Below are 24,373 nucleotides of genomic sequence, written 5' to 3'. Positions count from 1 at the left end.
CATTCGAAGGAGAAGCCGTGAAGAAAGTCTTGCAGCGCACCGTCACCTTGCGGACCGCGCTGGGCGCGGCCGCCGCCGGCCTCGTGTTGTCCGCGTGCGGTTCGACGCAGATGAACATGATCGACGTGCAGGCGTCGACCGCGAAGACGCTCGGGCTGGCGTCGTCGGACGAGATCACGGTCGCCAACGTGCAGTACGGGAAGAAGGACGGCCTGGGCGGCCAGAAGGTGAGTTACGACGCGACGACCGGCAAGGGGCGGCGTTTCGGCTGTACGGTGTTCATGATTCCGGGGCTCACGCCGATCGATCGGCCGACGTACAACAACTGGGAATGCCATCCGCAACGCTGATGGTCGCGAGATCGACGGCGCCCGTCGCGGGGTGCCGGTCGGCCGCTTCGGTGGACGATATGCCGCGCCGGCCTTGCGCCGGCGCAATTTGGTCCGATAATCGACGAACCGATCTATCCTCTCGTGTCGGCTCGATAAAAAAACTGTCATGGATCAAGCGGCATTCGTCCCTGTTTTCAAGTTTCGCACGATCGACTACCCCGAGCAGGACCGGTTCCATGTCTGGGTCAAAGACATGCTGTGCGATTACCGTCTCGATGACGACGGTGGCCATGGTGCGTTCGACGCGGAAGCGAGCGGCGCGGCGCTCGGCCCGCTGATCCTGTCGGGCCGGCACTGGCGCTCGCGCGCGCCGGCCTATCGGGTCAACCGGACCACACGGCGGATCCGGCTCGACGGCCAGGATTCGATCCGTTTCACGCTGCTGCTCGGCGGGCGGCTGGCCAGCCACACCGGCGGGCCAGAACTGATCAAGGGCGCCGGCGACCTGTTCGTCTACGACGTCGCGCAGGTCAACGACTGCAGGGTCGAGGCCGGCGACGTGATCAGTCTCGTCGTGCCGAGGTACCTGCTGCCGAGCCATGCGGCGCAGGCGCACGGCCAGACGCTGACGAGCGGCGTGGGACGGCTGCTCGGCGACCACATGCTGTCGCTGTTCCGCAACCTGCCGAATCTGCGCACGCACGAGATCCCGAGCATCGTGCAATCGATGCTGATGCTGCTGGCCGCGGCCGTTTCACCGACCGCGCAGGCGTTGCACGACGCACGTGGCCCGATCGACGGGGCGCTGGCCGAGCGGGTGCGGCGCTACATCGACGTGCATCTGCTGGAGCCCGATCTCGATCCCCACCGGATCTGCCGCGACATCGGCGTGTCGAGAGCGCGGCTCTATCAACTGTTCAAGGAAGACGGCGGCGTGATGCGGCAGATCACGCGGCGGCGGCTGCGCCACGCATACCACGTGCTGGGCGACCCGCAGCGCCGGCATCAGCGCATCGCGGAGATCGCGTGGGCGCACGGCTTTCCCGACGAGAAGTATTTCCACCGGCTGTTCAAGGCGGAGTTCGGTCATACGCCGAAGGAAACCCTCGAATGCGCGACCGCGCCAGTTCTGCTGCCATGCGATGCGGCCGAGGATCGATGGGCGGATGGCGGCCGGTTGACAGGGTGGACGTTGCCGTTCGGCGTGCTCACCAACTGAGCGGGCGGTGCTTTCAGGCCGCCGCACGGCGGCTCGTTTCGAGCGTCACGCGTATACGCTGCTCGCTACCCCGTCTTCATCGACATCGTCGATCGCGGCCCGCAAGTCGTCGATCGCCACCATCAGCTCGCGGACCTGCCGCAACGACGGGTACTGGTGCAGCACGGCATGCCATTGCGGCAGCGTCAGCAGCGCGTGCCAGACGACGCCGAGACTGCCCGGATCGGCATCCGGCCGCCGTGTCAGCGCGCTCGCGTATTCGAGGCTGGCCTGCGCCGACAGCAACTGCATCCGGCTGGCGGCGCCCAGCAGGCGCGGCGTCGCGTCTGCGGACGCATCGCAGCAATAGAGCACTTCCCGTGGCAGCGTCGCGTCGTCGGTTGTCAGCGCACGCAGTGACGCGCCGTGCACGCGCACCGTGCCCTGGTGCGTCTCGAACGAATAGATCGAGTCCGGATCGGCCTGCGCGAGCAGGTTCAGGCCGCGCAGCAACCGCGGCAGATCGGTCGTCGCGGCATCCGCGGACGCTTTCGCTTCGACGAGGAAGCGCACGTTCCATACGGGCGCCGGGTCATCGCCGCGCGTGCGTTCGAGCAGGATCGCGTCCCATTCGGTTTTCGCGCGATCGTGCCGGCCCGGTATCGATGACGGCACGCGCATCGACGTCACCACGCGGTACGTGCGGCGTGCGTCGACGGCGTCGAGCCTGCGGGCCAGTGCGTCGAGCGCCTGCGCGGCCAGCGCTTCGACGGCCGCGCCGCGCTGCTGCGACGCGACGCCCTGCGCGACGGCGACCGTACTGCCTTCGAGCGGACCCTGGCGGACCCAGAGCGCACGGTAGCGACGGACGTGCTCGTCCGATGCCAGTGCGTCGACGCGCAGCATGCGTTCGAGTGCGGGGCTGTCTTTCAGCTTGACGATGTCCTGCTCGAATGCGGTGTCGGTCGCCATGTCGGGCAGCGCGAGCAGTTGCCGCAGCGTGTCGTGCAGCTCGGCCCACGACGTGGCGGTGGCGGCCGCATGCAGCCGCGCGAGCCCGTCGCGTTGCCACGGCCGGGCGCTGCGCTCGAGCTTGGCCGGGTGCGCGATCGCATTGACGGCCGAGTGCAGCGCGCGACGGTCCTGCTCGGCGTGCGCGGACAACGACGCGTATTCGCGCACGCTCGGCGCATAGTGCCGCAGCACCGCGGCCTGGAAGGCGGGATCGCCGGAGTGCGTATCGATCGCATCGCGGATCATCTGTGCGAGCGCGTCGATGAAGCGCTGCCGCAGTGCCGCGTCGGGCGTCCGTCCGTCGCTGCGCATCCGGCGCGCTTCCTCGATCGCGATCGCAAGCGTGGCGGCCGGGTTCGCGGCGTCGGCCGGCGACAGCGCGCTGTCGAGCGGTGGCAGCCGGTAGCGGCGCGCGACGGTGCGCAGGGTTTCGTCGAGCAGGGCGGGAAGCGGTGTCAGCGACATGGTCGTTATCGGCGTGAATGCGGTGCGCGTGCGCAACGGAACGGGCCGATGCGCGCGGTGATGTGCAACGTTATCACGCCGGGGCTTGCGGGATGGGGCGAGCGGTTGACGGTGCCACGGGGTTCGGAACATCCGGATGCCGATCGTCGCCTACGACTTGCGTGTGCCCGGCGGCGGATGCTCGCCGGGATCCAGCAGGTTCGCGTTGAAGTTGCACGACTGCGCAGCGAGCCGTGCGATCTCGGCATTGAGCGAATGCGGCCGGTTGGCGCGGTGTAACGCGACGTAGCGAACGGGGGGCAGCGCGGGGCGCGTCTGCATGATGTCGAGCGCGCCGCACGCGACCATGCGCGACAGGCAGGCCGTCGGCAGGTAGGTGACACCCAGCCCCGACAGCGCGAGCCCGATCTGGGCGATCAGGCTGTTGCTGGCCAGGGTGCGCTGCATGCCGACCCCGTGCTCCTGGAGAAAGCGCGTGTACAGATGGCCGGTGCCCGACAGGCCGCCTTGCAGGATCAGCGGGAACTGCGCGATGTCCGCAAGCGGGATGGCCGTTTTCCGCTTCGGTGCGAATCCGGCCGCGCACATCCACGCGTTGTCGACCTCGCCGACCGGTGTCGACTCGAACGGCTCGGTGGCATGGATCTGCGGCACGACGATCAGGTCGATCGTATCGGCCGCCAGGCGCTCGCGCAGCGTCGCGTTCAGGTCCACTTCGGCTTCCACGTGCACTTTCGGATAGGCAACCTGAATGGCTGCGATCAGGCGCGGCAGCCACGTGAGCGCGGTGAGCTCCGTCACGCCGATCCGGATCTGCCGCACCAGCACCTCCTTCGAACTGATGCGCTCGACGATCTGGTCGCGGCGTTCGAGCAATTCCTTTGCATGGTCGAAGAGCTCGGCTCCCTTGTCGGTGAGCCTCGCGCTGCGATGCGCGCGGTCGAACACGGTCAGGTCGAACGCGCGCTCGAGTTCCTGGATGCGCTTCGATACCGCCGACTGCGTCGTATTCAGCCGGTTCGCCGCTGCTTCGAACGAGCCGAGCTGCACGATCCAGTACAACGCCTCCATCTGCTTGAAGGTCAGCATCGTGTCCGCCGATTCATGAATAAAAGCGATAGTTTGACATATAAAAAAATCGCTTTTTTCGCTTATTTAGGCTGCTTAAGGTGTCGATGTCGTGTCGCCCGGCGTGTCCTGCGCGGCCCGAAACGGCCGGCAATCCCGCGGCCGGCATGCGCGCCGCACGGTGCGCCACGATCAATCGCATGGCCCCCGGTTATGGAGACAGACATGGATACCGTCATTGAACACCCGCCGGCCGAGCCCGCCGCGCGCAAGCCGCGCGTCGGGCTGGCCTGGCAGATCGTCATCGGCCTCGTCGCGGGCATCGCGGCCGGACTCGTACTGAACCGCTTCCCGCAGCTGCGCGACGCGGCGGTGTCCGGGTTCCTGCAGCCGGCCGGCGACATCTTCATCAAGCTGATCCGGATGATCGTCGTGCCGATCGTGTTCACGAGCATGGTGATCGGCATCGCGGGCGTCGGTGACGGCAAGTCGCTCGGCCGTATCGGCTTGAAGACGCTGGTCTACTTCGAGGCAGTGACGACCGTCGCGATCGTGCTCGGTCTCGTGATCGGCAACGTGCTGCAGCCCGGTGTCGGCACCGACCTGTCGCAGCTCGGGCATGCGGACCTGTCGCACTACCAGCAGGCGGCGCAGCAGGCGCAGGCCCATCACGGGCTGATGGCGCTCGTGCTCGGCGTGATTCCCGACAACATCGTCGCGTCGATGGCGAAGGGCGACCTGCTGCCGGTGATCTTCTTTTCGCTGCTGTTCGGGCTCGGGCTGCAATCGGTGCCGGACGAATACCGGGCGCCGGTCCTCGCGACGCTGAAGGGGATTGCCGATGCGATGTTCAAGGTCACGAACATGGTCATGCACTACGCGCCGATCGGGGTGTGTGCATTGATCGCGGTGACGGTCGCGAGCTTCGGCTTCGGTTCGCTGTTGCCGCTGCTGAAGCTGGTCGCTGTGACCTACCTCGCGATCCTGCTGTTCGCGCTCGGCGTGCTCGGCGCCGTCGCGCGGATGTGCGGGTTCCGGATCTTCACGCTGCTGCGCGTGATCAAGGACGAGCTGATCATCGCGTTCTCGACCTGCAGCTCGGCGACCGTGCTGCCGCAGCTGATGAAGAAGATGGAGGACTACGGTGTACCGAAGAGCATCACGACGTTCGTGGTGCCGACGGGTTACACGTTCAATCTCGACGGTGCGTCGATCTATCTCGGGATCGGCACGCTGTTCGTCGCGCAGCTGTACGGCGTGCATCTGGGCTGGCAGGAGCAGGTCGTGCTGACGCTGACGATGGTCGTCACGTCGAAAGGCGCGGCAGGCGTACCGGGCTTCATGTTCGTGATCCTGCTCGCCACGCTGGCGAGCGCGGGGCTACCGCTCGAGGGGCTGGCCTTCATCGCCGGGGTCGACCGCGTGATGGACATGGGACGCACCGCACTGAACGTGATCGGCAATGCGCTAGCGCCGCTCGTCATCGCGAAGTGGGAAGGCCGGTACGACGCGGAAAAGGGCCGCGCGTATCTCGCGTCGCTCGACGCGTGACCCTGGCTGCACGACACCGACCGACAACTTCAAGAACCAAACAGGAGCATCGCAGATGAGCAGTATCCGTGGAGCCTTTTTTCCCGACGCGCTGATGCGCGAAATCCGGTCGCGCTTTCATCACCTCGACCGTGACATCGACGGGCGTGAACGCCTGTTTTTCGACAACGCCGGCGGGTCGTTCCGGCTGAAGGCGGCACTCGATGCGTATGCGCGTGTCGATGCGCTGCCCGACTGCCCGGAGCGCATTCACGAACGCGCGCTCGACCTGCAGGCGATCCAGGCGCGCGGCGAGGACGACGTTCGTACGATCTTCAACGCGCAGGGCGGCTCGATCTACGCATCGCTGACGGCATCCGGCGCGATGTTCGACATGGTGCGGGCGATCATGGAGAACGTGCCGGGCACGAACGCGGTCACGACCGTGCTCGAGCATCCGTCGTCCCATGACGCGATGACGTACTACGCGGAGCGCACCGGCAAGACGTTGCGCATCGCGCCGAGCAATCCGCGAACCGGCGGCGTGGACGTCGACGCGATCGTGTCGCTCGTCGACGCGGATACGGCGCTGCTCAGCGTGATGGCTGCGTCGAACATTTCCGGTGCGAAACTCGATATCGAAGCGATCGTTGCACGGGCACGCGAGAAGAAGCCGGATCTGTTCATCGTCGTCGATGCCGTCCAGCATGCGCCGCACGGCTTGATCGACCTGCGGGAAACGCCGGTCGACGGCATCAATTTCGCCCCTTACAAGTTCTTCGGCTGCCGCGGCTCCGGGATCTCGTGGCTGTCGCCGCGCGCGGCGTCGCTGCCGCATCACCGGCTCGCGGCGAAAGCGTCGGGCGTGTGGGAACTCGGCAGCCCGGCGCCCGCGCAATTCGCGGTCGTCACGGCGATCGTCGATTACGTCACGTGGATCGGCGCGTACTTCAGCGACTCGGACGATCGGCGCACGCTGTTCGCCGAAGGCATGCACCGGATCGAACTGCACGAACGGGCATTGCTGGCGGCGCTGCTCGACGGTCACGGCGGCCGGCGCGGGCTCAGGGCGATGGAAGGCGTTCGCGTGTTCTGGGACCACGACGCGTTCGAGACCCGCGATTTGATCGTCGGCATCGGGTTCGAGAATCTCGACGCGACGCAGGCGGTACGCGAGTACGAGCGGCGCGGCGTGATCGTCTACGAGCGGGTCGCGTCGAGCCTGTATTCAGGGCGGATGCTGAAATCGTTCAATCTCGACGGCGCGGTGCGCGTGTCGCCGCTTCACTGCCAGACGGGTGAAGAGATCGAGCGGTTTCTTGCGGTCACGGAGGCGATGGCGGCGTGTTGATACTGGATGCGGGGTGTGGGGTAGTGTCGTTGGCGCAGCTGGTCGGGCACCATCCATATTTCGCATCACACTGAAGCGTTTGCATGTCGGCCAATCGCATCATTCGCTCACGCGATCCGCGCCCGACGAGTCGATCCCGACCCGTCACGGACCGCGAACGCGAACACCCCGACATGCAGCCAGCCATGCCCCGCCACCCGCCCGCCGTCGCGGATCTGCTCCTGCTCCTCACGCTCTCGACGTTGTGGGGTGCGTCCTACACGTTCATCCGGATCGGTGTCGAGACGATTCCGCCGCTGACGCTGATCGCCGCGCGGACCCTGATCGCGGGCTCGGTGCTGCTGCTGTGGATGCGCATCCGGCGCATCCCGATGCCGCGCGATCCCGCGGTCTGGCGGCGCTTCTTCGTGCAGGCGCTGCTGAACAGCGTCGTGCCGTTCACGCTGATCGCATGGGCTGAACGTTCGGTCGAAGCGGGGCTCGCGACGATCCTCAATTCCGCATCGCCCGTGCTCGCGTTCGTCGGCACCTGGCTGATCACGCGCCATGAACCGCTGACGCCGCGGAAGCTATTCGGCGTCGTCGCGGGGCTCGTCGGCATCTCGCTGGTGGTTGGCGTCAGCGCATTCGAGGGACTCGGGCGGCAACTCGTGCCGCAACTGGCGATCGTCGCGGCGACCGTCTGCTACGCGGGCGCCGCGATCTACGGGCGGAGCTTCAGCGGACTGTCGCCCGCGGCGCCGGCTGCCGGCTCGCTCATCGTCGGGGCGGCCGTGCTGGTACCGGCCAGCATCGTCGTCGATCGCCCGTGGACGCTTCATCCGTCGGTGCCATCGCTGATCGCGCTGGCAGCGCTCGCGGTCTTCTCGACCGCACTCGCGTTCGTCATCTACTTCCGGCTCGTCCAGACGCTCGGGTCGGTCGGCACGACGGCGCAGGCCTATCTGCGCGTGCCGATCGGCGTCGGCATCAGCATGGCGCTGCTTGGGGAGTCGTTGTCGCCATCGGCGTGGCTGGGGCTCGGATGCGTCGTCGCGGGCGTGGCCGCGATGACGCTGCCGTCACGCCAGCGCGGACAGTCACGTTCCTGATACCGGCCGCGAAGCAGGCCGCGCATGGATCGCGGCCATCGCGCTGGGGCTAGCGGCCGGCCCGGTCAACCGTGCCCGCGCGCCACCTACATCACGCCGTCAACGTCACCGACAGGCTGCCGAGTTCGCCGAAGCGCACCGTCAGCGCATCGCCGAGCGGCACGTCGATCGCGCCCGCGTACGAACCGGTCGTCACGATCTGCCCGGCGCGCACGGCGTCGCCGCGCGATGCGAGGAAATTGACGAGCCACACCAGCGGCTTCAGCGGATCGCCGTCCGGATGGCGGCCGTCGATCGCGCGGTTCAGTGCGCCTTCGAACGACAGCGCCAGCGTCTCGCGCGGCACGTTCAGCCCGTCGGGCACGACCGGGCCGACGCACAGCCCCTGGTTGAATTGCCCGTCGGCCAGTAGTTCGAACTTCGACGCACGCGCGGGCTCCGCATAGCGGCAGCCGAGCACTTCGAGCACGATGCGCACTTCGCGGATCGCGTCGCGCACGTCCTGTTCGTCATATGGCTGTTCGCGTGCGGGCAGGTCGCGATCGAGCACGAACGCGATTTCCGGTTCGATCCGCACGATCGGCCCGCCGACCACGCGGTAGGGCGCATCGGCCTCGCGGATCGTCGACGCGAAGATCGGCGCGAGGATCACACGGTCGGGCGGCGGCAGCGCGCATTTCCAGCCGCCGACGGGTTCGCCGAGCAGGTCGGCCACGCGCTGCTGGATTGCAAGCGCGGTCTCGACGTTCTCGGGACGCAGCGCATCGGGCAGCAGCGGGCCGGGCGAGCCGGCATGGCGGGCGGCGACGAGATGCTGGGCGGCGCCGTCCACGCGTTCGGTAGTCGTTGTCATGTCGGTTGAGCGAGTTGAAAGTGGGCCGGCAAATAAGGGCCGGACGAAAGTCGCACATCCGATGATAGCGCCTTCGGCACGATGATCGCTCGATCCGGTTGCGCATGGGCGGCTCGGAACTGCCGCGACACGCCCCCGGGATATCCCCTAGACGATCGGTTCGCCCCGGCGCTTGCAAGCCGGGCAGGTTGTGCGACACAATAGGGAAAGCGCTTTCCCAAATGAATCGGACGACGGGGAAACGCGGGATTCCTGTGCGACGGATCGCGGCCGCATCGCGTGCCGCATGCCCCGATCGCCGCACGCCACTGGCCGTGCCCACGATTCAACAACAAACATGGAGACAGCAGATGTTCAACAGGCTTCGGGCGGCAACTTTCGCAGTCCTTTCAGTGCTGGCGGCGCAGGTGTGCGCCGCGCCGGTCACGCTCGACGTGACGGGCTGGAAGGGCGGCGGCGCCGAGCCCGCCAACATGGCGGCGCTGATCGCAAAGTTCGAGAAGGAAAACCCCGACATCAAGGTCAAGTTCGAGTACATGTCGCGCAACGACACGACGACGGTCGTGTCGTCGCGGCTGCAGGGCGGCAACGGGCCCGACGTGCTGATGGTCGATCGCGAGCTGATGCGGCAGTGGCAGGGTGCGCATCAGTTGCTGGACCTGAGCGGCGAGAAGTGGGTGCCGACGATCTGGCGCGGCGTGCGTAACCACACGCAGATCGGCGGGAAGACCTACATGCTGCCGATGGAGCTGGTCGGCATCGGCCTGTTCGCGAACCTCGACCTGTTCAAGCGCGCGGGCATCGCGACGGTGCCGACCGACGTCGACCAGCTGAAGGCCGCGTGCGGGAAGCTCGCGGCGGCCGGCATCACGCCGATGCTGCTGCCCGCGAAGGAAGGCTGGGCGCCCGCGGCGCTCGTGATCGCGTCCGGGCTCGCAGCCGGCGGCGGCGATGCGGACGCGCGCGCCGAATCGTTCGTCGGCGCGGGCAGCGCGCGTTTCGCGGCCGATCCGGCGTTCAAGCAGTCGATGGCCGCGCTGAAGGTGCTGGCGGACGCGAAGTGCTTCGTGCCGCGCCTGAACAATGGCGTGAGCGCGTGGAGCACGGGGTTGACCGAGTTCCAGGCCGGCCGGGTCGCGATGATGCCGCAGGGCGCATGGAACATCGCGAAGTTCAGCGCGACGAAGGGCCTGTCGTTCCAGTTCGCGCCGCTGCCGGCGCTCGTGCCCGGCAACGGGCCGGTCGCGCTCGACATGCTCGGCACCGCGTGGGCGATCAACGCGGCATCGCACCAGGCCGACGCCGCGAAGAAGTGGCTCGCGTTCTGGGCGCGCCCCGACAACGACCGCCAGTTCCTCGACGCGGAAGCCGGGTTCAGCCCGTTCGAGGGCGGCACCGACGCGATGCCGACGCAGGCGCAGCCGTACGCGGCCGCGCAGAAGAACGGGCACGTCGTGCTGTATCCGAAGGGCGTGTGGACCGGCACGCTGTTCACGGCGATCTGGAATTCGATGTCCGCGTATTTCCTCGACATCGGGCAGGACCCGGCGAAGCTGCTCGCCCGCTGGGATGCGGCTGCGCGATGAACGGCCTGTCCGCTGACATTTCCCGTGCCGCGCGATCGTGCGCGGCGCGGTTCGACGAAGGAGGCGCGCGATGAAGCGCAACCGGACCTTGCTGTGGTGCGCCGTTCCGGCGCTCGCGCTGTACGCGCTGCTGAGCCTGTATCCGCTGTTCAAGGCCGCGCGGATGAGCCTGACGGATTTTTCCGGGGTGGGAGACGCGCACTGGATCGGGCTCGCGAACTACGCGGCGGCGTTTCGCGACCCCGCGAGCCTGCATACGCTCGTCGTCACGTTCGCGTATGCGGCGATCGTCGTGATCGTGCAGAACGGGCTCGGGCTGCTGTTCGCGGCACTGCTGTTCTCGCTGCCGCGGCTGCGCGGCGCGTTGCGCGTCGGGCTGCTGGTGCCGAGCATGTTCTCGGCGGTGATCGCCGGGTTCGTGTGGGAGTACCTGTACTCGCCGCTCGGCGGCGGCATCAACGAGTTGCTGCATCTCGTGCATCTCGACGCGCTGCAGCAGGTGTGGCTCGGCGATCCGTCGGTCACGCTGCCGGCCGTCACGGCCGTGCACGTGTGGATGTACGTCGGCTACTCGACGGCGATCTTCCTGGCCGGCTACCTGAACATTCCGTCCGAACTGCACGACGCGGCGAAGCTCGACGGCGCGAACGCGTGGGTGCGCTTCACGCGCATCGACCTGCCGCTGCTCGCGCCGGCGTTCACCGTGAACATCACGCTGAGCACGATCGGCACGCTGAAGACCTTCGAGCTGCCGCTCGTGCTGACCAACGGCGGGCCGGACGGCGCGACGACCACGCTCGGGCTGCAGATCTTCCACAGCCTGTTCAACGACTACAAGTTCGGCTTCGCGAGCGCGCTGTCGATGATCATGCTCGCGATCGTCGTGGTGGTCGCGACCACCCAGAACACGATCCTGCGCCGCCGGGAGGACAACCTGTGAACGTCATCCGTCAACGCTTTCATGCGGACCGTCCGTCCGCCGGCACGTCGGGCGGCGGGCTGGGCGCGGGTGCGCTGCTGCGCCGCGTGCCGGGGTGCGCGCGGCTCGTCGCCGCGATCGCGATCGTCGCGATCGTGCTGCTGCCGACGATCTACATGGTGCTGATGTCGCTGCGCACCGGCGACGACATCATCGCGCGCCCGCTCGGGCTGCCCGACCACGTGTTCTTCGGCAACTACACGGCCGTGTTCACGCAGATGAACTACTGGCGCAGCGTCGCGAACACGATCGGCATCACGCTCGCGGTCACGTTCCTCGTCGCGATGCTGTCGTCGCTCGCTGCGTATCCGCTGGCACGCGTGAAGGGCCGGCTGTCGAACGCGGTCTACATCGTGCTGACGCTCGGCCTGACGATCCCGATGTTCGTCAGCCTCACGCCGCTGTACGTGCTGTTCCGCGACCTGCACCTGCTCAACACGTACCTCGGCGTCGTGCTCGCGTACACGGTGCAGAGCCTGCCGCTCGGCGTGTTCTTCTACACGAGCTTCCTGAAGCGGATTCCGCTCGAACTCGAGGAAGCCGCGGTGATGGACGGCTGCAGCCCGCTGCAGGTGTACTGGTACATCGTGCTGCCGCTGCTGCGGCCGATCACCGGCACGCTCGCGATGTTCGTCACGCTGTCGGTGTGGAACGATCTCGTCTATCCGCTGCTGTTCCTGACCGACTCGTCGAAGTTCACGATCACGGTCGCGGTGTTCCGCTTCATCGGCACCAACGACATCGATCCGACCAAGCTGTTCCCGGCAGCCGTGATGGGCACGCTGCCGCTGCTCGTGCTGTTCTTCATTCTCCAGCGCAGGATCGTCGCGGGCATCACGGCCGGCGCGGTCAAGGGGTGACACCATGAATCCATTCGAATCGCTCGACGGCCGCGTGATCGTCGTCACGGGAGGCGGCGACGGCATCGGCCTCGGCATCGTCGAAGTGCTCGCGCAATGCGGCGCGCAGGTCGTCGTCGCGGAGAAGAACGCCGCGCGCGCCGACGTGGTACGCGAACGGCTCGGCGGGCGCGACGCGCTGTTCGTCGAGACCGACGTTGCGGAGCCCGAGAGCGTCGCCGCGCTGTTCGAGCGCGTGGACGCGCATCACGGCCGGCTCGACGGGCTCGTGAACAACGCGGGCATCACGCTGCACGGCCCGTTCGACGCATTCTCGCTCGACGACTGCGACTGCCTGTACCGCACCAACCTGCGCTCGATGTTCCAGTGCACGCAGCTCGCGGCGCCGCGCATCGCGCGCGCGGGCGGCGGCGCGATCGTCAACATCGCGTCGAACCATGCGGGTGCGAGCGTGCCGGGCTTCGAGATGTACGCGGCGACCAAGGGCGGCATCGTCGCGATGTCGCGTGCGATGGCGACGAGCCTCGCGCCGCAGCGCATCCGCGTGAACACGCTGAGCCCCGGCTTCACGCTGAACGCGCCGATCGGCGCGGCACTCGAGCGCGATCCCGCGCTGCTCGACGCGTATCGCGCGCTGCATCCCGCACAGCGCATCAACGAACCGGCCGATATCGGCCGGATCGCCGCGTTCCTGCTGTCGGACGCGGCGGCCGGCATCGCCGGCGCGGATCTCGTCGCCGACAACGGCATGTCGGCGCTGCTGTTCAACCGGACCCGTTCATCCACATGAAGATCACCGAAATCGAAACATTCGCGGTCGCGCCGCGCTGGCAGTTCGTGAAGGTCAGCACCGACGAGGGCCTCGCCGGCTGGGGCGAGCCGATCGTCGAAGGGCGCGCGGCCACCACGGCCGCCGCCGTGCACGAACTCGCCGACTACCTGATCGGCCGCGACCCGCGCCACATCGAGGATTTGTTCCAGGTCATGTATCGCGGCGGCTTCTATCGCGGCGGCCCGATCCTGACGAGCGCGATCTCGGGCATCGAGCAGGCGCTGTGGGACATCAAGGCGCGCGCTCTCGGGGTGCCTGTCTACGACCTGCTCGGCGGCCCCGTGCGCGACAGGGCGCGCGTCTATGCGCACGTGAAGGGCGACACGCCCGAGGAGATGGCCGCGAACGCGCGGCAGCTCGTCGAGGCCGGCTATACCGCGCTGAAGATGGGCGTGGTCAACGCGACGGACTGGATCGAGTCGCCGGCGGCGATCGACCGCGCGGTGGCGCGCTTCGGCACGGTGCGCGACGCGATCGGCAAGGAGGTCGGGCTCGGCATCGATTTCCACGGCCGCGTGCGCCGCCCGGTTGCGAAGGCGCTCGCCAGGGCGCTCGCGCCGTTCGACCCGATGTTCTACGAGGAACTGCTGCTGCCCGAGCACAACGATGCGCTGCGCGAAGTCGCGCGCGACTGCGCGGTGCCGCTCGCGACCGGCGAACGGCTGTTCACGCGGTGGCAGTTCAAGGAGCTGTTGCAGGAAGGCGTCGTCGACATCGTGCAGCCTGACGTGAGCCATACGGGCGGGATCTGGGAACTGCGCAAGATCGCCGCGATGGCCGAGGCGTACGACGTCGCGGTTGCGCCGCATTGCCCGCTTGGGCCCCTGACGCTCGCGGCGTCGCTGCAGATCGATTTCTGCACGCCGAATGCGTTCATCCAGGAGCAGTCGACCAATGTGGCCTATCACGACGACAACGCGATGTACGCGTACACGCGCGGCATCCCGTTCGCGTTCGACGCGGGCTACGTCGCGCGCCCGGATGCGCCGGGGCTCGGCGTCGAGATCGACGAAGAGAAGGTGAGGGAAGCCGCCGCGACCGGGCACCGCTGGCGCAACCCGGTGTGGCGTCGCGAGGACGGCTCGGTCGCCGAATGGTGAGCGGCAGCAACGGACGAGGAGAAAGGCAATCATGGCAAGTGTGTCGCTCAAGCAGATCTGCAAGCGCTACGACGACGGCGCGGATGTGATCAAGGACGTCAGCCTCGACATCGAGGATGGCGAATTCATGGTGTTCGTCGGCCCATCGGGCTGCGGCAAATCGACGATGTTGCGGATGCTCGCGGGGCTCGAGGAGATCACGTCGGGCGACCTGCTGATCGATGGCCGCCGCGTCAACGACGTGCCGGCCGCGAAGCGCGGGCTCGCGATGGTGTTCCAGAACTACGCGCTGTATCCGCATATGACGGTGTTCGAGAACATGGCGTTCGGGCTGAAGCTCGCGGGCGTCGACGCGGCCGAGACGCGCACGCGCGTCGGGCAGGCGGCCGAAGCGCTGCGGTTGTCCGCGCTGCTCGACCGCAAGCCGAAGGCGCTGTCGGGCGGCCAGCGGCAGCGTGTCGCGATCGGCCGCGCGATCGTGCGCAAGCCGGGCGTGTTTCTGTTCGACGAACCGCTGTCGAACCTCGACGCGGCGCTGCGTGGCGGGATGCGGCTCGAACTCGCGCGGCTGCATCGCGAGCTCGGCAGCACGATGATCTACGTGACGCACGATCAGGTCGAGGCGATGACGCTCGGCGACCGGATCGCGGTGTTCAACGGCGGGCGCATCGAGCAGGTCGGCTCGCCGCTGGCGCTGTACGAGCAGCCGGCGAACCATTTCGTCGCGTCGTTCCTCGGCTCGCCGTCGATGAACTTCCTGCCGTGCCGCGCGCACGGCGGCGCCGATGCGACGCGTTTCGACGTGCCGGGCGGCTCGCTCGCCGCGGCGCCGGACGCTGCACGTGCGTGGCCGTCGGGTTCGCTGCAGCTCGGCATCCGGCCCGAGAACCTCGTGGTCGGCGCGCCCGGCACGGGGCTCGACGGCCGCGTCACGCACGCCGAGCACCTGGGCGACGCGACGATCGTCTATGTCGAACTCGCGGGCCACGACCGGCCGCTGTCGGTGCGGCAGAACCGCGACGCGTACACGGTCGCGGCCGGGCAGCCGGTCGGCGTGCGCTTTGACATGCGGCACGCGCACTTCTTCGACGACGCGGGCCGCGCGCTCTGAGCCCGGCTCGCCGGCAGTTCCGCCCGCCGTACCGGCGGGCGGCCGAACGCATGCATAACAACAGAATTTCGATGACGACAGTAAAACTGGTACAGGGCGCGAACGCGATCCTGGGAGAGGGCCCGCTCTGGTGCGAACGCTCGGCGTCGCTCTACTGGATCGACATCAAGCGCACCGCGCTCTATCGCTACACGCCCGGCCACGGGCAGACCGGTTTCTGGCTGTTGCCGGAGCTGGCCGGCTGCGTCGCGGGCGTCGACGACGGGCGGCTGCTGGTCGCGTTGAAGAGCGGCCTGCACCTGTTCGACCCCGCGCACGGCACGCTCGAACGGCTGGCCGATGCCGCGCATGCGCGGCCATCGCTGCGCTACAACGACGGCGCGGTCGATGCGCGCGGCCGCTTCTGGGTCGGCACGATGGCCGACGACGGTGACGGCCCCGGCGATCTGCATTGCTTCGAGCATGCGCGTGCTTCGCGCGTCGCGGTGGCCGGCTTCGCGTGCGCGAACGGGATGGGCTGGAGCCCGGACGGCACGACGATGTACGTGACGGATTCCGGCCGCCGCACGATCTTCGCGTACGACTTCGACGTGGATGCCGGGCGGTTATCGAATGCGCGGCCGTTCGCGACGTTCGGCGACGCGCGCGGCGTGCCGGACGGGCTCGCGGTCGATGCGGAAGGCGGCGTGTGGTCGGCGATCTGGGACGGCTGGCGGCTGCATCGCTATGCGCCGGACGGGGCGCTCGACAAGGTCGTCGAAATGCCGGTGCAGCGGCCGACCAGCGTCGCGTTCGGCGGCGCCGATCGCGCGACGCTGTTCGTGACGTCCGCGTCGGTCAACGTGAGTGCGGACGGATTGCTGCGCGGGCCGCTCGCGGGCAGCCTGTTCGAGACGCGCCCGGGCGTGGCCGGGCTCGAGCAGCATTGCGTCGCGCGCGCGTGGCTGGGTGACGCGGTTGCGGCCGTGCCGCGTTGATCGAGCGGTAAGCAGTAAGCGGCGAGCGCTCAGCGGCGGCGCGCGTCGCGCGGCCGCACCGTCGATTCGCGCACGACGAGCCGCGATTCGAGCATCGTATGCGGGGCCGGCGACTTGCCCGCGAGCGCATCGAGCAGCGTCGTCATCGCGACTTCGCCCGCGCGCTCGGTTTCGGTGTCGATCGACGTCAGCGTGGGCGACGTGAGCTTGCCGAGTTCGAGGTTGTCGAAGCCGCACACGGCGACGTCGTGCGGGATCGCGATGCCGAGCCGTTCGGCCTCCTTGATGAAGCCGGCCGCGATCATGTCGTTGTAGCAGATCACCGCATCGGGCGGTTCGGCCGACAGCATCACCGACGCGCACACGCGCTCGCCGTCGGCCACCGTCGCGCGCGGCACGCTGAAGGTGCGCAGCGGCAGGCCGGCACGCGCGAGCACCTGCTCGGCGCCGGCGCGGCGTTCGTCGTCGCCGCGCGCGTTGGGCAGGCTGATGTACGCGAAGCGCTGGTACTTCTCCATCAGCAGGTGCTGCGCGAGCATTTCGCCCGCGCGGACCGGATCGGAGTACAGCGTGAGCAGGCCGTCGCGCGGCGCGGAGCCGACCGCGACCACCGGCTTGCCGAGGCTCGCGGTCCAGCGCAGGTCGTCGTCGGGCATGCTGGTGTTCAGGATCAGCCCGTCGACGCGCCGGCTCAGCTTGGTCAGCGCGGGCCGCTCGCCCTTGCGGTTCTCGTCGGCATCGACGATCAGGACGACGAAGTCGTTGCGCTGCGCGATCCGGTTCACGCCCTTGACCATCGCGGTGAAGTACGGGTTGAGAATGTCCTGGATCACGACGCCGACCGCGCCGGTCTGGCCGGTGGCCATCGAGCGTGCGAGCGGGTTCGACTCGTAGCCGAGCTGCTCGATCGCCTCGGCAATGCGGCGCTCGACGTCGGGCGAGAAGCGCTTCGTCTTGTTGATGAACTTCGAGACGGTTCCGATGGAGACGCCTGCGGCGGCGGCGACTTCGTTGATCTTGGCCACGATGAAAGTGAGTGTCAGTGCATTTTGCCGGCGAGCATAGCATGCGCGCCGGCGGCGGCGACCGTGCGGCGGCATCGCAGGCGTGCCGCGCGATCGGACTCGGTAGTATCCCTTGGAGGGCCAGAATTTTCTTGAAAAAGCGCAACCGCGCGCCGACAATGAAAACGCTTTCCCAATTCGCGAGCATAGCACGCGCGCATTCCGTCAGAGACATAGCGGAAAACGATGCGCGACAACCGCCGCGAAATTTTTTTGCTGTCGAGGGAAAGCGCTTTCCCCAATCAAACGAGACGTGAACGAAAAGAAGGAGGAGATCTAGATGCGACAGTATGGGTGGATCGCGGCGCTGGCCCTGGCGGTGCCGGCGGTGGCGCAGGCGCAATCGAGCGTCACCGTGTGGGGGCGTGTGGGCGGCGACGTGCAGTACCTGAGCGGTGTGCAGAACGGCCCGCATTCGACGGGCTCGCGCATTTCGGAAGGCAACGACTGGGGGACGAGCATCCTCGGCATCACCGGCAAGGAGGATCTCGGCGGCGGCAACCAGGCGGTGTTCTGGCTCGAATCGTCGATCAACGCGGCGAACGGCAACTACGGCGGCGGCGTGCTGTTCCAGCGCGGCGCGTGGGTCGGCTTCAAGAACGAGCGCTACGGCTTCCTCCGGCTCGGCCAGGGTTCGTTCATCAACAGCTATATCTGGTCGTACGATCCGCTGCTCGAGGAAAACTATTCGGTCGAGTCGCTGACGTCGTACCGGAACGGCCCGAAGCTGTCGAACGGGATCCGCTATGAATCGCCGAAGTTCGGCGGCTTCTCGTTCGCGCTGCAGGCGAACCTCGGCAACAGCTCGAACGGCTGGCTGCGCGGCTCGCCGAACAACGTGGGCGCGACGGGCCTGTCCGACGGCGCGACAGTCGCCTACACGCACGGCGACTTCGAAGTGCGCGCCATCTGGAACGAGATCCGCAACCAGTACGGCCGCGAAGACAACCTGTTCACCGCATCGCAGGAAGCGTTCATCGGCGTGCGCGAGCGCTTCGGCCCCGCGCTGGTGCAGCTCGGCTATACGCGCTACAGCGCGCCCGACACGCCGGCCGGCCTGTCGCGCACCGCGAACTACTACTGGGGCGGCGTGACGTACGACGCGACGCCGTTCCTGCATCTGCAGAGTGCCGTCTATTCGATGAAGATCGACGCGGGCCAGTGGACCGCCGACCACAGCGGCGAGGGGCGTTCGACGATCATCGGCCTCGGCGCGATGTACGACCTGTCGAAGCGCACGTTCCTGTATGCGACGGCCGCGCACGTGTTCAACAGCGCGGGGGCGAACCTGGGCGTGAACCCGCAGTCGCCGGGGCTGGGCAATGGCAACGGGCTCGGTGCGTCGCCGATGCCGGGGCACGGGCAGACGGGCGTCTACGCTGGTATCGAGACGCTCTTCTGATACCGGCGTGACGAAGCCGCGAGCCACAACCGTCAAACAGAGGAATCCTATGCAAGATGTAATGCCATGGCCCGGTGGCGAAGCGCCGGTGCCGCGCCTGATCGCGCTCGACTGGGGCACCACGTCGCTGCGCGCGTACCTGATGGCGGATGCGCGGACCGTGCTCGACGAGCGGGCCGCGCCGAAGGGCGTGATGCAGCTGGGTGTCGCGGGCGCCGCGATCGCCGACGCATGCGATGCGGCCTTCGAGGACGTGTGCGGCGCATGGCTCGATGCGTGGCCGGCGCTGCCGGTCGTCGCGGCCGGCATGGTCGGCAGCACGCAGGGCTGGCGCGACGCACCGTATGCGGACGTGCCGATCGACGCGGCGCGGCTTGGCGCGTCGCTGCAGACGGTGCGTGCGCGGCGCGGCGTGACCGTGCACATCGTGCCGGGGCTGATCCAGCGCGGCGAGCTGGCGAACGTGATGCGCGGCGAGGAGACGCAGATCGTCGGCGCGCTGCACGCGAGCGGCGCGACGCACGGTTCGGCGCTGCCGCGATGGATCGGGTTGCCGGGCACGCATTCGAAGTGGGTCGCCGTGCGGGGCTCGCGCATCGAGCGCTTCCGCACGTTCATGACGGGCGAACTGTACGCGCTGCTGTGCACGCACAGCCTGCTCGGCCGCACGATGCAGCCGTCGGCCGGGTTTGCGTGCGACGCCTTCGAGCGCGGCGTGCGCGCCGCGCAGGCCGGCCATGCGACGGGGCTGCTCGCGACGATCTTCGGCAGCCGCGCGCGGCTGCTGGCCGGCGATCTGGCGCCCGACGAGCAGGCCGACTACCTGTCCGGCGTGCTGATCGGTCATGAGCTTGCGGGGCTGGCGGCCGAAGACGGTGGGCCGGGCGGTGCGGCCCGCGATGAGGCGCCGCGACCGATGCTGATCGGCGACGCCGCGTTGTGCGCGCGTTACCGGCATGCGGCATCGCTGTTCGGCTGGCCGCCCGTCGACACGATCGACGGCGCGGCGGCAGCCGGCCTGTGGGTGCTGGCCGAGCGGGCGGAACTGCTGCCCGCGGCAAGCGAGGAGGGGGCGCCGGTTCGTGTCGACGAACCGGCTGCCGGAATGAGCGGCCGGCGCACGGATCGACCTGCGGTCGACCCGGTGCCGGATCACGAATGCCCTATTTCGGGAGACTGACTTTGAAACACTGGAAGATTGTCGCAGCGCCGCTGATCGGCGCACTCGCAGCATGCGGTGGCGGTGAATCGGCGGACGGCGTCGCGGCCGGGCAGCAGCTGGCTGCCGCGCCCGCTGCCGGAAAGACTGCCGATGAGGTGCCCGGCACGCTGCATGTCGACTGCTCGCTCGGCGCGAACGGAACGGGCTCGCCCGCGACGCTCGGCTCCGCCGCGAATCCGATTCACGATCTCGCGACGCTGAACCGGATCGTGCTCGCGCCCGGCATGCACGTGCGCTTCAAGCGCGGCACGACCTGCGACGGCAGCTTTACGCCCGCACCGGGCAGCACCGGCGCGGCCGGCGCGCCGATCGTCGTCGACGCATACGGCGACCCGAAGGCCCCGCGTCCCGTGATCGCGGCCGGCTGCGCCGATGCGACGGCGGACCCCGACCAGTCGATCACCGAGCAGCACAAGACGCCGGGCGGGTTCAGCGGCTATTACTCGCTGTGCAAGTCGGACAATCCCGCCGTGAACCGTGCGGCCATCTATCTGTACAACACCCAGTACTGGGAAATCCGCTCGCTCGAGCTGACCAACGATGCGACGACGCCCGGCGGGCGCCTCGGGCTGTATGTGCGGCTCGAGGATTACGGCACGGGCAGCCACTATCACGTCGACGACGTGTACGTGCATCACGTGCGCGGCTATCTGAAAGACGTCGCCGGCAATACGGTCGGGTCGTACAAGACGACCGGCGGGATGCTGTTCGAGGTGACCCGCGACAACGAGGTCGTCGGCACGAAGGAGAAGCGGACCGGCTTCGACGATATCGCGGTCGAGAACAGCGAGATCTACAACGTCGACGCGGTGGCGCTGTCGACCCGCTCCGCGTGGATGTGCCGGGAAGGCGGCGCACCGTGCGGCGACTATCCGCCGTACAAGGGCAATTCGGCCTACCTGACGAATCCGGCCACGCAGGCCGCGACGGACTATTTCCCGATGACGCGCGTCGTGTTCCGCAACAACCTGATCCACAACGTCGGCGGCGACGGGATCATCGTCCGCACGGCTACCGCGCCGCAGGTTGAAGCGAATCACCTGTACGACATCTGGATGCGCGCGCCGGGCAACAGCGCCGGTGCCTGGGCGATCAACACGGACGATGCGCTGTTCCGCTACAACGAAGTCAACGGCGTGCGGCTGCAGAACAATATCGAGGCCGGCGACGGGATGGCGTTCGACGCCGATCTCGGTACGCGCAACACGCGCGTGGCCGCGAACTTCAGCCACGACAACGACGGCGGGCTGATGCTGTTCTGCGGATGCGGTTCCGACGGGCTGGGCCACGTCGCGCAGGAAACCGGCGCGATCGTCGAGAACAACCTGAGCCTGAACGACAAGCGGCGGATCGTGTCTGCCGCGGGCTCGGCTGATTCGGTCGTGCGCGACAACGTCGTGATCACGCGCACGCCGGGCCTGGTCACGCCGATCGTCGAAAACCTGAGCTATGCGAACGCGTTCGAGGTGACGGGCAACCGCTTCTACAACGCATCGGACAGCGGCGCGATCTTCCGGACGAAGAATCCGCAAGGCAGTTACGCCAACATCGTGTGGAGCGGCAACACGTACTTCGGCTACGCGACGGATCCCGAATTCACCGGGCCGAACTATCGTCACGGCGCCCAGCCCGATACGGTCCTGCCGTTCGCGGGGCAGGACGTGGACGCGGTCGCCAGCACATGGTCGCGTGCCAGCGGGTTCGACGAGCACAAGTACCGCGCGCCGCACGCACGATGACGGACAGGCCGCCGGCGCGGGGCGGCGCCCTGCGTCGGCCGGTCGCAGCGTGAATGCCGGCCCGACTTGATCGCCGTCAACATTCGAACCCGCCATCCGCCGATGATGGTGACAGGGCCGCGCGATCAGACGCGCGGCCCATCACCCCAACGAGGTTCGCATGTACGAGAAGATCATGGTGGCCGTCGACGGCAGCGTTTCGTCGAAACAGGCGCTTGCCGAGGCAGTGAAGGTCGCGCTGGCAGGCGACGCGCATGTCAGCGTCGTGTACGTGGTGGACAAGTCGGTGCTGTTCACTTACGCGGGCCGTTTCGACCCGCACGCGCTGGTCGAGGAAATCCGCGACGACGGGCGCAAGGTGTTGCGCGAAGCGGAGCAGATCATCGCGCTGGCCGGTGCGAAGGGCGAGGCCGAACTCGTCGAGACCGAGAGCATCGGCGAGGACATCGCGGAGCGCCTGCAGCGCTACGTGAAGGAATGCGGGATCGATCTCGCGGTGGTCGGTACGCACGGGCGGCGCGGCATCCGGCGCGTGCTGCTCGGCAGTGTCGCCGAGCGCTTCGTGCGCGGCTCGAAATGCCCGGTGCTGCTGATCCGCGGCGACGATGACGACGCAGCGGCCGCCGCTGCCGCTGCTTAACGCGGCGGGGGCGAGATGATACGCCGCCAGTCCCGGATCGTCGTTGCGGCGATCGCCGTGTTCGTGTCGCTCGCGGGGATGATGGCCGTCGTGTCGGGGCTGTTGTTCGACAACGCGATGGCGCTGCGCGGCGGTGCGGTCGCGCTGGTCGTCGGCGTGGCCGGCTTCGTCGTGATGCTCAATCCCGGCGCGAAAGGCGAGGAGTGACGGACGCGAGCGGGGCCGGCCTCGTCCGGTAGGGGCCGGTGCCGGTGCCGGTGCCGGACAAGGCCGGCAGCCGCTTTCCACCCGTCCGGCCACAGCCGTTGCGGCGCCAGGCGTCCGCTTGCCTGTCCGCTCGCGTCGCCGGTTACTCGCTTGCCGTACCCGGCGCCTTCGCGCCATCCTGCCCGAGCGGTATCGCCAGCCGCTTCAACGTCTCCGCCAGATCCGCGCTCTCCGGCTGAACCTTCCGCGCCTGCGCGAACGCATCCTGCGCGGCATCCTCGCGGCCCAGCTTCCACAGCACCTCACCCTTGTGCGTCAGCCCGCTCGCATAGGCTTCGCGCGCGCCCTTGTCCGTATCGTCGTCCTTCGCGAAGATCGCGAGCGACCGGTCGAACCACGTCAGCGCTTCGTCGTTGCGACCGAGGCGATACAGTGCCCAGCCCTTGCTGTCGAGCGCATACGCGTCGTTCGGTGACTTCGCCAGGCGCGCATCGATCATCGCCATCGCACGATCGATCTTCAGGCCGGCATTGACGAGGTCGTACCCGACGCTGTTCAACATCTGATCCGAGAAATTGCCGACCTCGAGCGCGGTGTCGATGCGGCTTTCGTCCCGCTCGGCTATCGCCAGCGCGACCATCTTGGCCGCGATTTGTTGCCGGAGTGCGTGGCCGAGGTGCTGGCCGTCGGCGACCAGGCTGCCGAGATACTGCGTATAGAGATCGGGCACGCCCGGATTGCCGGCACTGTTGGCGATGTCCGTGGCGGGCCCTGCACACCAGTCGGTGTCCGCTGGCACGCGCAATACCGTGGGGTGCAACCAGAGCTTGCCGTCCCCCTGCGATTGCGCGAAGACGGTATATCCGTTGGCATCGATGTGCCCGCAGGCCAGGTATGCGCCCGTCACGTCGAGTACGTACGAGTAACGACCGTAGGGTCGCCCCGTATCGATGTCGATCACCTGAAACGTCCCGCCAATGTCGCCTTCGCCCACGACAGGCTGAAGCGCCCACTCACGCTCGGGATGACGGGCGGGCAGGCGAATCCGTACCGTGCGTCCGGCGGCATCGGTCGTGCCGAACACGACGCTTTCGCTGCTTTCCTCATGGGGAGGCAGCCCCGCGATCACCTGCCCGGGCAGCAGCAGCCGGTAGCGTGCATTCGGCAGCGGCCGGTGCGTGACGGGGTCGCGCAGCACGAACTGATGAACGTAAGCCCCTTTGCCGAACGACGCGGTCGGCGGGATATAGGTGCGTGCGTGGGCAGCGGGCAGGACGGCGCAGCTCAAGGCCGCGGCAGCGAGCGCGGCAAGAAGTCGGGATGTCATGAAATTGCGGTGCTTGTTGGTATGGGTTTTATTGTTCGACGGCCGGAAATGGAAATGCACTGAACCCGTTGCGCAACCGTCGACCAGCAACCGGCTGCGGCCTGCGAATCCCGTTACGAATGGCAGGGGCGTTCAACGCATTTCAATGCGGCACCCGCACGCCGCTACGCGATGCACGGAAGCGGCGGACGGATGACGCGCGAATGCAGTGCGCAGCATAGCAGGCCGTGCCGCGCGCTCGCGCCCCAGTGGTTTTTGCCGTTGCGCGCGGATCAACGATATCGTGATTTGTATCAAATCATGATATGTCGTTCCGCCCGACAATCGATTCGACCAGGGAAAAAAGGGCGAACGATTGCCATCTGATCGACCTTTACTTCCGCTATTTCACCTCCTTAAATAATCAGGGTCTGCCAAAAGACCGG

The 24,373-nt window shown here is 67.8% G+C and carries 22 protein-coding genes; 17 read left to right on the top strand and 5 right to left on the bottom strand.

Annotated features, from left to right (window positions below):
* Positions 1-17: 17 nt before the first annotated feature.
* Both LGN19_RS35160 and LGN19_RS35155 read left to right on the top strand, forming a co-directional pair.
* Complete coding sequence (locus LGN19_RS35160) at positions 18-350, top strand: hypothetical protein (RefSeq protein WP_174980465.1); 333 nt, start codon at positions 18-20, stop codon at positions 348-350.
* 148 nt (positions 351-498) lie between these two features.
* Positions 499-1,551, top strand: a complete 1,053-nt coding sequence (locus LGN19_RS35155) for a helix-turn-helix domain-containing protein (RefSeq protein ID WP_226219776.1) — start codon at positions 499-501, stop codon at positions 1,549-1,551.
* 45 nt (positions 1,552-1,596) lie between these two features.
* Here the strand turns inward: LGN19_RS35155 and LGN19_RS35150 are convergent, their stop codons facing one another.
* Positions 1,597-3,009 (bottom strand): 3-deoxy-D-arabino-heptulosonate 7-phosphate synthase, encoded by a 1,413-nt coding sequence (locus LGN19_RS35150; RefSeq protein WP_226219775.1) that lies wholly within the window; start codon positions 3,007-3,009, stop codon positions 1,597-1,599.
* Positions 3,010-3,159: 150 nt separating this feature from the next.
* Positions 3,160-4,098 (bottom strand): LysR family transcriptional regulator, encoded by a 939-nt coding sequence (locus tag LGN19_RS35145; protein ID WP_226219774.1) that lies wholly within the window; start codon positions 4,096-4,098, stop codon positions 3,160-3,162.
* Positions 4,099-4,302: 204 nt separating this feature from the next.
* Here LGN19_RS35145 and LGN19_RS35140 point away from each other — a divergent pair, with 204 nt between their 5' ends.
* The 3 genes from LGN19_RS35140 to LGN19_RS35130 all read left to right on the top strand — a co-directional run bounded on the left by LGN19_RS35140 (position 4,303) and on the right by LGN19_RS35130 (position 8,049).
* Positions 4,303-5,628: a cation:dicarboxylate symporter family transporter gene (locus tag LGN19_RS35140; protein WP_122950497.1), complete on the top strand. Its 1,326-nt coding sequence runs from the start codon at positions 4,303-4,305 to the stop codon at positions 5,626-5,628.
* Between the two features lie 55 nt (positions 5,629-5,683).
* Positions 5,684-6,958, top strand: coding sequence for an aminotransferase class V-fold PLP-dependent enzyme (locus tag LGN19_RS35135; protein ID WP_226219773.1), 1,275 nt, complete (start codon positions 5,684-5,686; stop codon positions 6,956-6,958).
* Positions 6,959-7,143: 185 nt separating this feature from the next.
* Positions 7,144-8,049 (top strand): DMT family transporter, encoded by a 906-nt coding sequence (locus LGN19_RS35130; protein WP_226219772.1) that lies wholly within the window; start codon positions 7,144-7,146, stop codon positions 8,047-8,049.
* A 91-nt stretch (positions 8,050-8,140) separates the two neighbouring features.
* Here LGN19_RS35130 and LGN19_RS35125 read toward each other — a convergent pair whose 3' ends face one another.
* A complete protein-coding gene (locus LGN19_RS35125; protein ID WP_226219771.1) occupies positions 8,141-8,902 on the bottom strand; it encodes a 2-keto-4-pentenoate hydratase in 762 nt (253 codons plus the stop codon).
* 350 nt (positions 8,903-9,252) lie between these two features.
* On the opposite strand from LGN19_RS35125, the gene LGN19_RS35120 reads away from it, so the two are divergent.
* The 7 genes from LGN19_RS35120 to LGN19_RS35090 all read left to right on the top strand — a co-directional run bounded on the left by LGN19_RS35120 (position 9,253) and on the right by LGN19_RS35090 (position 16,347).
* Positions 9,253-10,488, top strand: a complete 1,236-nt coding sequence (locus tag LGN19_RS35120; protein WP_226219770.1) for an ABC transporter substrate-binding protein — start codon at positions 9,253-9,255, stop codon at positions 10,486-10,488.
* A 70-nt stretch (positions 10,489-10,558) separates the two neighbouring features.
* Positions 10,559-11,428 carry a carbohydrate ABC transporter permease gene (locus LGN19_RS35115; protein WP_011349624.1) on the top strand — a complete coding sequence of 290 codons (870 nt, stop codon included), beginning with the start codon at positions 10,559-10,561 and terminating at the stop codon, positions 11,426-11,428.
* On the top strand, positions 11,425-12,327 hold the full coding sequence (locus LGN19_RS39855) for a carbohydrate ABC transporter permease (RefSeq protein WP_226219769.1): 903 nt from the start codon (positions 11,425-11,427) through the stop codon (positions 12,325-12,327). Before LGN19_RS35115 ends, LGN19_RS39855 begins: the two co-directional genes overlap by 4 nt.
* Before the next feature lie 4 nt (positions 12,328-12,331).
* A complete protein-coding gene (locus LGN19_RS35105) occupies positions 12,332-13,117 on the top strand; it encodes an SDR family NAD(P)-dependent oxidoreductase (protein WP_226219768.1) in 786 nt (261 codons plus the stop codon).
* Positions 13,114-14,259 (top strand): galactonate dehydratase, encoded by a 1,146-nt coding sequence (gene dgoD / locus LGN19_RS35100; protein WP_226219767.1) that lies wholly within the window; start codon positions 13,114-13,116, stop codon positions 14,257-14,259. The genes LGN19_RS35105 and dgoD overlap by 4 nt, the downstream gene beginning before the upstream one ends.
* A 31-nt stretch (positions 14,260-14,290) precedes the next feature.
* Positions 14,291-15,370, top strand: a complete 1,080-nt coding sequence (locus LGN19_RS35095; RefSeq protein ID WP_226219766.1) for an ABC transporter ATP-binding protein — start codon at positions 14,291-14,293, stop codon at positions 15,368-15,370.
* Between the two features lie 71 nt (positions 15,371-15,441).
* On the top strand, positions 15,442-16,347 hold the full coding sequence (locus LGN19_RS35090; RefSeq protein ID WP_174957391.1) for an SMP-30/gluconolactonase/LRE family protein: 906 nt from the start codon (positions 15,442-15,444) through the stop codon (positions 16,345-16,347).
* 29 nt (positions 16,348-16,376) lie between these two features.
* Here the strand turns inward: LGN19_RS35090 and LGN19_RS35085 are convergent, their stop codons facing one another.
* On the bottom strand, positions 16,377-17,372 hold the full coding sequence (locus tag LGN19_RS35085; RefSeq protein ID WP_226219765.1) for a LacI family DNA-binding transcriptional regulator: 996 nt from the start codon (positions 17,370-17,372) through the stop codon (positions 16,377-16,379).
* Between the two features lie 319 nt (positions 17,373-17,691).
* Between LGN19_RS35085 and LGN19_RS35080 the strand changes: the two genes are divergently transcribed.
* From LGN19_RS35080 to LGN19_RS35060, 5 genes are all read left to right on the top strand, one after another.
* Positions 17,692-18,813 carry a porin gene (locus LGN19_RS35080; protein WP_122950507.1) on the top strand — a complete coding sequence of 374 codons (1,122 nt, stop codon included), beginning with the start codon at positions 17,692-17,694 and terminating at the stop codon, positions 18,811-18,813.
* Positions 18,814-18,862: 49 nt separating this feature from the next.
* A complete protein-coding gene (locus LGN19_RS35075) occupies positions 18,863-19,993 on the top strand; it encodes a 2-dehydro-3-deoxygalactonokinase (protein ID WP_226219764.1) in 1,131 nt (376 codons plus the stop codon).
* Positions 19,994-19,995: 2 nt separating this feature from the next.
* Positions 19,996-21,774, top strand: coding sequence for a right-handed parallel beta-helix repeat-containing protein (locus LGN19_RS35070; RefSeq protein WP_226219763.1), 1,779 nt, complete (start codon positions 19,996-19,998; stop codon positions 21,772-21,774).
* A 160-nt stretch (positions 21,775-21,934) separates the two neighbouring features.
* Positions 21,935-22,414 carry a universal stress protein gene (locus LGN19_RS35065; RefSeq protein ID WP_122950510.1) on the top strand — a complete coding sequence of 160 codons (480 nt, stop codon included), beginning with the start codon at positions 21,935-21,937 and terminating at the stop codon, positions 22,412-22,414.
* Positions 22,415-22,429: 15 nt separating this feature from the next.
* Entirely contained in the window at positions 22,430-22,621 is a 192-nt protein-coding gene (locus LGN19_RS35060) for a DUF2964 family protein (RefSeq protein ID WP_122950511.1), read from the top strand.
* A gap of 142 nt (positions 22,622-22,763) precedes the next feature.
* On the opposite strand, the gene LGN19_RS35055 is transcribed toward LGN19_RS35060, so the two are convergent.
* On the bottom strand, positions 22,764-23,948 hold the full coding sequence (locus LGN19_RS35055; RefSeq protein WP_226219762.1) for a tetratricopeptide repeat protein: 1,185 nt from the start codon (positions 23,946-23,948) through the stop codon (positions 22,764-22,766).
* Positions 23,949-24,373: the final 425 nt, after the last annotated feature.

This window comes from Burkholderia sp. AU30198 (assembly GCF_020419825.1).
Lineage (GTDB): Bacteria > Pseudomonadota > Gammaproteobacteria > Burkholderiales > Burkholderiaceae > Burkholderia.
Note: the sequence above shows the minus strand (reverse complement) of the source record. Positions and strands in the feature narration are given on the sequence as shown.